The sequence below is a fragment of the uncultured Comamonas sp. genome (assembly GCF_964277875.1).
GTDB lineage: Bacteria > Pseudomonadota > Gammaproteobacteria > Burkholderiales > Burkholderiaceae_C > Comamonas > Comamonas sediminis.
On record NZ_CAXYJV010000020.1, the window covers coordinates 188,224 to 197,339 of the forward strand.

At 62.3% G+C, this 9,116-nt stretch carries 4 protein-coding genes; 1 reads left to right on the forward strand and 3 read right to left on the reverse strand.

What is annotated here, in order from left to right:
- Positions 1–125: 125 nt before the first annotated feature.
- The 3 genes from ACHWUQ_RS08300 to ACHWUQ_RS08310 all read right to left on the reverse strand — a co-directional run bounded on the left by ACHWUQ_RS08300 (position 126) and on the right by ACHWUQ_RS08310 (position 3,821).
- Positions 126–1,637 carry a CitMHS family transporter gene (locus ACHWUQ_RS08300; RefSeq protein WP_394680861.1) on the reverse strand — a complete coding sequence of 504 codons (1,512 nt, stop codon included), beginning with the start codon at positions 1,635–1,637 and terminating at the stop codon, positions 126–128.
- 174 nt (positions 1,638–1,811) lie between these two features.
- On the reverse strand, positions 1,812–2,063 hold the full coding sequence (locus ACHWUQ_RS08305; RefSeq protein ID WP_312414857.1) for a TIGR04438 family Trp-rich protein: 252 nt from the start codon (positions 2,061–2,063) through the stop codon (positions 1,812–1,814).
- A gap of 1,431 nt (positions 2,064–3,494) precedes the next feature.
- Positions 3,495–3,821: a hypothetical protein gene (locus tag ACHWUQ_RS08310; RefSeq protein ID WP_394680862.1), complete on the reverse strand. Its 327-nt coding sequence runs from the start codon at positions 3,819–3,821 to the stop codon at positions 3,495–3,497.
- 1,204 nt (positions 3,822–5,025) lie between these two features.
- On the opposite strand from ACHWUQ_RS08310, the gene ACHWUQ_RS08315 reads away from it, so the two are divergent.
- The gene (locus ACHWUQ_RS08315) at positions 5,026–8,511 is read left to right on the forward strand and encodes a DUF5979 domain-containing protein (protein WP_394680863.1); all 3,486 of its coding nucleotides are present in this window, start codon (positions 5,026–5,028) and stop codon (positions 8,509–8,511) included.
- The last annotated feature ends 605 nt before the right edge of the window (positions 8,512–9,116 follow it).

Sequence of the window (9,116 nt, forward strand, 5' to 3'; positions counted from 1 at the left end):
GCAGGCGCCTCGCGCCCCCACCGCGGCCCCACCGCCCCGGCAGGCACAGCAACGGCAACGGCGCCCTCGGGCTCCGTGCTTGTGCCAGTTGCGGGCCGCCTGCCAAGGCTGCCCGCACTGCGCGTTCAGATGATGCCCAGGAACCAGGTCGCTGCCAGCAGCGATAGCGACACCCCCCAGACCCAGAAGAACGAGTAGCGGATATGCTGGCCCATCGACAGCTTGGCCAGGCCCAGCCCCATCCACAGCGCCGGTGAGAACGGCGAGACAAAGGTGCCCACAATGCTGCCGATGACCATGGCGTAGGCGGCAGAGGTCGGTGGCACGCCAGCCTGCGAGGTGATCTGCTCGACGACCGGGAACAGCGCAAAGTAATAGGCATCGGTGCTCAGCACCAGCTCCAACGGAATGCCGATGGCGCCAATGACCAGATGCACATAGGGCAGCAGCACCTCAGGCAGCACATGGACCAGTGCCAGCGCAATGCTGTTGAGCATGCCCGACTCCTTGAGGATGCCCAGGAAGGTGCCCGCTGCCAGGATGATGCTGGCCATCATGATCGCGCCACCCGCATGGGCATTGATGCGCTCGATCTGCACCTTGGGCTGGGGGTAGTTGATCACCAGTGCCACGCACAGCGCAATCATGAAGGTATAGCCCGGCGGGAACACGCCCATCACCAGCACCGCCAGGGTCAGCAAAAACACCAGCGCGTTGACCCAGCGCAGCCGGGGGCGCAGCAGCAGCTTGCGCGCGTCGTCGGCCGTTCTGGCCGCTGCTTCCTGTATCGCCAGCTCGGTGGCCGCATGCGGCTGCAGCGCTGCAGCCAGATCGGCCAGCGGCGCAGGGGCCACCGCTGCCGCCGGGGCGGCTGCCACTGCTGCGGGCTGTGCAGGTGCCGGCTGTGCGGGAGCCTGCGCATCCAGCAGTGTGGGCGCCGTGGTCTGCACATCCGCGTTCATCGCCGCATCGGCCGCGCCATCAACCGCTTGCACTGCCTGCGCTGCGCGGCGCGCCTGCAGGCGAATGCGGCGCTGCTCACGCAGACCCAGGAACACCGCCAATGCCAGCAGCATCGCCAGGCCCATGGCCTGCACCACGATCAGATCGCGCCACAGCACGACGGCATCCATCTCCAGCACCGTCGCCACACGGCCCAACGGGCCACCCCAGGGCAGCATGTTGACAATGCCTGCACTCGCGGCCAGCAGCAAAAACAGCAGGTAAGGGCTCATCTTGAGCCGCTGGTACAGCGGCAGCAGCGGCGGCACCACCAGCAAAAAGGTCGATGCGCCAGCCCCGTCGAGCTGGGCGATCGCCGAGATCAGCACCGTGCCGACGGCCACCGCAATCACATTGCCGCGCGTGATGCGTACCATCGCGCGGATCAGCGGGTCGAACAGGCCCACATCGTTCATCACGCCAAAAAACAAAATGGCGAAGATGAACATCGTCACCACCTGCACCACCGAGCCGATGCCATGGCGGTAGAAGGCGTTGATCTCGGTGGTGCTGAAGCCGGCGACCAGCGCGCCGACCAGCGGAACCAGCACCATGCTGATGACGGGCGAGACTTTCTCGGTCAGCAGCAAGGCGACGATGACAACAATAATGGCTAAACCAATCAACGTGAGCATAGGTACTTGTTTCTTATAGTGCGTGGGGGGAAGTGGCCGCTACCTGTCAACGGATGCGGCCGGCGGGCGCGAAGGCCACACACGCAGGGGACGGGGGCACTGGGGCCTCCCGTCTTGTCTCCTCGGCAAACCAGTGCCCGGGTGGGCGGGTTGGCCGGGCCGTGTGGGCAGTTCCTACCGGCTGGGCGGCCGGGGTGTGGCGTTGATCTTGCAAAGGCCTTTGTCCTGGACATAGCGGGCCGACCGCCTGCGGGCGTGGCGCGCCCGCAGGCGCCTGCGCGTGTAGCCGGACCAGTCGGCCCATAGCTTCCACAGCAGCGCCATGAAAGAGGGCAGCAGCACCTCCATCCACAACCAGCTATCAACCGGTGGAATGTCATAGATTTTCAGCATCAGTACGACGACAGCAATGATCAGCAGGTACATGGCAGCGGTGCGGGAGGGCGTGCACTGCAGGCCGGCTTGCCGGGCTGGGGAGCATGGCGGCAAGGCGCAGCGGCGCTGCAGTGCGGGCAGGCGGCGTGGGCTCAGACCAGGAGGGGCACGCCTGCCCATGGTGATGGGGGGAGCCGGAGCGCCGTGCGGGAAGGCATCTGCCCAACCCCGCGCGGCAAGCGGCACGAAGCATGCCTACCGTGCAGCGCGCTACAGCGTGCGCTGCCGCCAGGCATGACTGCGCAAATTATAGCGATCTACTAAGAAAACAATTAAACCAATCATTAACGTCTATTCAATGCGTTGGTTCCACCCCAACCGGTGGCCGGCCTGGGTGGCCGCATTCTGCCGCCGCCAGCCCTTTTTCAGCTGTTGTGGCGCCGTACCGGCATGGCCCGGTGCCCGTGCGGGCACGCCTTTTGCCCTCGGCGCAGCGCGGTGCGGCCCCCATGCAGCGCACTGCCGTTATCCCCGCCGCCATAGGCCCGGCAGCAGCAATATGGGCGGGCTGCCAGGACGCAGCGATTCAGCCCTTTATCCGCTGAAAAAGCCCCGTATTGCCCGACCAGACTGCAGGGTTTGGTTTTCAGAAATTAACAAACAGAAGTATGTGAATAAGCACATTCATTTAACGAGTAATGAGTCAGAAATGATTGCCGTTTCATCATAAATTAGCAGTGAGAGGAAAATCGTATCCCCTTGCTAATACAGGAATTTTTCAGAGCAGGCTGGGAAGTTACTTTTTGATTCATCCCGCTGAAATCGTCGTGGTTGGATGCGTACATAAACTATTCGTTACAAAATACGCATAAATGCTATACCCATTGATTTTCAGTCAATCTTCAACCCAGGTAGCGCGGTTCAAAAACCGCTTTCTGCGCCATAAGCGCTAGCACTCCAGCGAATACTGGCGGGCAAATTCGGATGTTTCAAGGGGGTGGCAGCGCCCGCCACGATGGGTCTCGCGACGCCTGGGTAAACCCTGGTTTGGTGCACGTCTGCTGCACAAATGTCAATTTTTCTAAACCAATGTAGAAAAGGTGGTTTTTACGCCGTTTGTTGTGACAGATGCTACTTTCATCGCAGCAGCCATTAGAATTCTTAAATATTAATATTTTCAATGAATGGAGTTGTGATGATAAAAAATCGCATCAATCTGCTGTGGCCGGGGGCGCACGCGCACCCGTCCCGCAGCGCCGCCAGGGAGGGGGCGCCGCTACGGGGCGCACTGGGTAAAACACTGCTGGCCCTGGCCGGCTTTTGTGCGTTTGCGGCCCCCGCCCATGCCGCCATCAGCATCACCAGCGTGGTCGTCAGTGCCGATGGCACGGGCCCCTTTGATGCCGACAACAACCCCGGCAATGACAGTGGCCCGCTGAACGGCGTTGTGCGTACGCAAGACACCGTTCTGTACACCATCAACTACAACGCGTCGAACACCGACAGCAGCACGATCACTGCGACCTTGCCGGCTGGCATGCGCTGGGATCCCACCGCTACTGCCGCTACCGTGTGTAATGGCACCAATGGCGGTTCGCTGAATGCGGCCCGTACCGTGCTGACCTGTGACCGCGCGCCAGGCAGTGCTGGCGTGGAATCGTTCCAGGTGCTGAGCTGGGTCGGTGCGGTGGGCAATGGCGCTGCGGTGACGATGACCGCGGCTTCGGGTGGCTCGTCGGCGACTTCGGGGCCGGTGACGGTGTCGGCTACGCCGAAGACGGATACGCGAGTCCGAGTGGATAACACCATTTTGCGCGCAGAAACATCCCCAGGATCCGGTGTGTGGCAGCGCCTCATGCCGGTCTACATCGCTTTTGGCTCGGATTTACCAGCAAGTGGTAATTTCAAAGGGTTCGAAGCGTTGCAAAATCCTGTTGCAGTGACCATCAAAGTACAACCGGGTGCCGTGGTCACCAATTGCCCAACGGCATCTCTAACCTGTACCCAAGCTGCTCCTGGTGGCGATATCACGGTACGATTTAATGCTCCGACTACGCATTATCTTGATGCTGCCCCTTTTGCAGGGTTCAGTACCACTTGGCGGCAGACGGTCGCTGCTATCGTGCAAATCGGGGTACCTGAGGTTCCCAATTTTCCTTCTGGCCAAGTGAGCCGCATTACTGCGCAGTTGACAGACTTTGCGCCGCAAGGTCTCTCAGGTCAGCCAAATGCCACACCTGCGTCTGGCTACGAACCTGGTTTTCTTTGTGCACCTAATGTCAACTTAAATGCCACGCAGAGTTGCCTTAATGCCGCCATCAACCGAGCAGTACCTGTGCAACTGCAGATTAGCGGTGGGGCAATTTCCGATGCTAGCAATTACTTGTACAACGATGGGCATGGGTTTACTCAAGGTTTCGAGAAGGTATTGCCTGGTCAGCCTTTCTTGGCATTGATGGGGCTTGCTAATCAAGCTTTCTCTGAGGAAGCTGCCACAGATTCTCAGTCTTGTGTGGCGTGGGACCCGGCATTGATGGAACTGCGCGCAGCGGCTTCTTTGAAACTGGGAACGACTCCCCTGTTTTACATACCAAACAATTTGTTGGCACCGGATGTTGCTCCGTCCGATATGGTTATTGAATACTCAGCGCAGCCCTACGCAGATGACAACGCACGTCGTGCAGCCAACTGTGGTGTGGCGGGAGACAATAACCCATTGTGGACGAGTGATTACGCTTCGCTGCCTGCGAATACCATCACCAGCGTCCGCTATGGCTATCGCCCTGACGTACTGCCTGGTCAAACTGTTGGGCTAATTTTGCCTTTGCAGCGCACTACTAATGCGGTATCGCTGGCACTAGCCGATAACGCGCCGCTGCCTTGGTTCCGCCAGTACTTCACAAACAGTTCGGGTCGGGTGTATGCCAACTACCCAGGCAATGGAGCCACTTCAGGTGAAACCGGAGGCGGGTATGTACAAGCTGCATCAGCCCTAGTGCGACATAGTATTGAGATGCCTACCAGCGTGGCGCCAGGCGCCATCTTCCCGGTTACGGTGATTCCGCGCACTGTTGGCGCCGCTGCTGCAGGGATTGATGCTGTCTCGCGCAATGTGGAGTATGTAATTGACTTCCCCAACACCTATATCCAGCCGGTTGCCAGCTCGATTGCTGCAGGTCTGCCACCTGGCGCGACCTATGAGTTGACTGCTGCGAACCTGGGCCCTGATGGTCTGCCCGGTACCGGCGACACTGGCGAGGCACCTGCCAAGCTGGTGGTACGCCTGGGTGACTTGGCTGCTCCCGGCGGCGCCGTAGGACCCGCCCCGCACCAAGGCCATGTAACCACCTATCCGCCCATTACCTTCCAAGCCCAGGCGGCCTTTATCTCGCCGGTCGGCGCCTATCCGTTGAGCAGCTTGATCTCGGCCACCAATGACTTGAGCTTTGCCGATTACACTGGGGTGCCGAACATCCGGGCAGGTGCTGTGTCGCAAGACCGCCGCGAAGTAGCCAGCACCACAGTCTCCGGCGTAGCCGGCTTCCAGATGAGCAAATCGCTGGTCGCAGGCGGCACCGTCGATAACACCGACCCAGCCAACCCGGTGACCCGCATTACTGCCGGTGAGCCCTTTACCTATGCGATCTCCTTTGGCAACGCGACGAGCCTGACCAAGGGCCAGTTGCGCATGGTCGATGTACTGCCTTTTGACGGTGACCTGCGTGGGACCACCGGCCTGGGCGCGCTGCAAATGCTGAGCGTGGATGCGGCCATGGGTGGTGCTGGCCAAGGCACGATTGCTGTGGAGTACACAACGACCCCTGCAGCGACCGTGCAAGCAGCAGTCCGCACGCTGGGTAACGAAGACGCTGCCACCGGAGTGGCATGGCAGCCCTACACGGCGGGCGCAGCGTTCCCCGCGGGTGTAACGGCCTTGCGCTTTACCACCAGCTCGGTGCTGAACCCCGGCTATAGCGGTATTGCGAATCTGCAGATGCGCACGGTGTCGCCCCTGTCGCCGACGACCCAGCTGTTCAACGATGTGTTTGGCCGCGAACAGACCCCCGGCGGCCTGGTGCTGACGGCCAGCGGCTCGGTGCAGCTGAGCGGCCAGGCAGCGGCCAGCCTGACGGGTAGCGTGTTCCTCGATGCGAACATGAACAACACGCCGGATGCCGGTGAAGCCGGTATTGCCGGTGTGACGGCGACCCTGACTTGCGATGCAGGCCCCGCCTGCGTGGCCGGTGAGACCCATACCGCGGTGACCAACGCCTCCGGCGTCTACAGCTTTGCGCCTGGCGCTACAGTCGATGGCCAAGCCAACTTCCCCGGCCTGGCCAGCGGATCGTGGACCCTGAGCATCACGCCGGCTGCGACGTTGCGCAATGTGGGCTCGACGGCCGGCACGGTCAACGGCGCCGCATCGGGCACGCCCGTGGGCCGCAGCATCAGCGGCATTGTGGTGGCCACCGGCGCTACCGCCATTGACTACCGCTTTGCCGAGCATGAAGTGGGTGCGCTGACGATCAACAAGGCGCTGGTCGTGCCGCCTGGCACCGGTCCGTTTGACTTTGGCTTTACCGCCACCTGCGACCTGCCAACGGCGGGCTTCACCTACCCTGCCACCTTGGTGGGCTACCCCGGCGCAACCTCGGTCGCGATTGAAGGCCTGCCTGCTGGCGCCACCTGCACGGTGACCGAAGACACGCTGCCTGCGGCCCCGGCCTTGTACGAATGGGCAGCGCCGACGACCCCGGCTGCGGTGGTGATTCCTGCCAGCAGCAATGCGGCCGTGACGGTGACCAATGCGCTGAACCCGCTGCTGGGCGGCATCACGATCACCAAGGATCTGGCCTTGCCTGGTGATGCTCCTGGTCCGTTCACGTTCACCTACACGGCGACCTGCGACCTGCCCACGGCCGGCTCGGTGTTCCCTGCGAGCCTGACCTACCCGACCGCAACGTCGACCACGATTGCCGGTGTGCCCGCTGGTGCGCAGTGCGTGGTGGCTGAAGGCCCCCTGCCAGCAGCCCCTGCGAACTACACCTGGGGCCCAGCGGCTGCCAACGCCAACGTGACCGTGCCTTTGAACGCAACGGCCCCGGTGACGATGGCCAGCACCCTGGTGCGTGTGCTTGCCGGTATTGAAGTGACCAAGACCCTGGCCCTGCCAGACGGTGTGACCGGCCCCTTCAGCTTTGGCTTTACCGCCACCTGCAACCTGCCTACGCCCGGCTCGGTCTTCAGCGCTACCTTGGCTAACTACCCGGCCAACACGCGGGTGACGATCCCCGGTATCCCATCGGGTGCCAGCTGCGCGGTGACCGAGAATGCTCCGCTGCCTGCGGCGCCGAATGGCTACCAGTGGGGCGCCCCTAGCGTGCCAGCGCCGGTGACGGTGCCTGCCAGCGGTGTGGCGTCGGTCGGTGTGACGAATACGCTGGTTCAGCAGTTCGGCACGATCACCATCAACAAGACGCTGACCCTGCCACAGGGCGTGAACGGTCCGTTCAACTTCACGTACACGGCCACCTGCGATCTGCCGACCGCTGGCACCGTGTTCCCTGCCAGCTTGAGCTACCCGGGCGCGACCTCGACCACGATCGCCAACGTGCCTGCCGGTGCGCAGTGCGTGGTGGCCGAAGGCCCAGCGCCCACGGCCCCCACCAACTTCACCTGGGGCCCTGCGCCTGCCAATGCGACGGTGACCGTGGTGGCCAACAGCGATGTGGCGACGACGATGGCCAGCACGCTGGTGCGCGGACAAGCCGGCATTGAAGTGACCAAGACCCTGGCGCTGCCCAGCGGTGTGACGGGCCCCTTCAACTTTGGCTTTACCGCCACCTGCGACCTGCCCGCTGCCGGTACCACCTACACCGCTACCTTGGCCGACTACCCGACCAACAGCAAGGTGACCATTGCCAACGTGCCCGCCGGCGCCAACTGCTCGGTGGCCGAAGACCAGCCGTTGCCGGCCGCCCCGGCCAACTACAGCTGGGCTGCCCCTTCGGTGCCCGCCCCTGTGGTGGTGCCTGCCACCGGTGCCGTGGCTGTGGGTGTGACCAACGCACTCAAGGGCCTGGAAGGCAACATCCAGGTGAACGCCACCACGACTCTGCCTGACGGCATCACCGGCCCATTCAGCTTTGTGCTGACTGCCACCTGTGACCTGCCAACGGCTGGTACCGTGCACAGCGCAACCCTGAGCGCGCCACCTGGTGCGATGGCCATGATCACTGGCGTGCAAGCCGGTGCCCAGTGCACGATCACGCAGACCACGCCAGACGCGCCTGTCGGTTATCGCTGGGCAGATCCTGAGTTTGACCAGACCACCGTGACGGTGGGTGCTGGCACGGATATGCCTGTGGCGCTGACCAACAGTCTCACGCGTATAGAGTCCGTTGCTCCCGTGCCTGTGCCTGTGGATAGCCGGATTGCGCTGATGCTGCTGGCGATGCTGATGATGGCCGGTGCTGGCTTGCATATGCGCAAGCGTTAAATCCGCTGGGCAGCAGCGCGGGCCACTCTGCGTTGCTGTCTGGTTGATGTGAGTGAGGACCGGGGCTTTGGCCCCGGTTTTTTGTTTTTAAGGCTGTGCCTTTGCATATGCCTGCGGCGTTGCTGAGTTTTGTTGGCTGGCCGTTGTGCTTGTTTATTGGTTTTGTTTACTACTGCGTAGGGCAGCTGGCCGGGATGTGCGCCCGGCGGCGCAGTCACTTTCATTTGGCGCCAAATGAAAGTAACCAAAGCAAAGGCGCCCCTGCTGCTTGCGACCCTTCGCGTAGCGAAGGGCAACCTGTGTCGTGGCGTTTGCGGGGTGTGCCGCGAAACTCTCTACGCGCTGAAAGCGCTCCGTTCGGACAGACGCGGCAAGCTAGTTGACGATGCACTGGCACTCTGCGGTGCCAGCGCCACCCCGCAAACGCCACGCCCCAGGCGCATGCAAAAGGGGAATGCGAACATGCCAACAGCCGAATACCAACGGGCCATCGCTGCGCTCGGCCCCCAAACAGGCCGAGCGCAGCGATGGCCTGCGTCTGCGAATCTCCCCTTCTGAATGCGCCGAGGAGCACAGGGTATGGGCTGGCAGTTGCACCGCAGAGT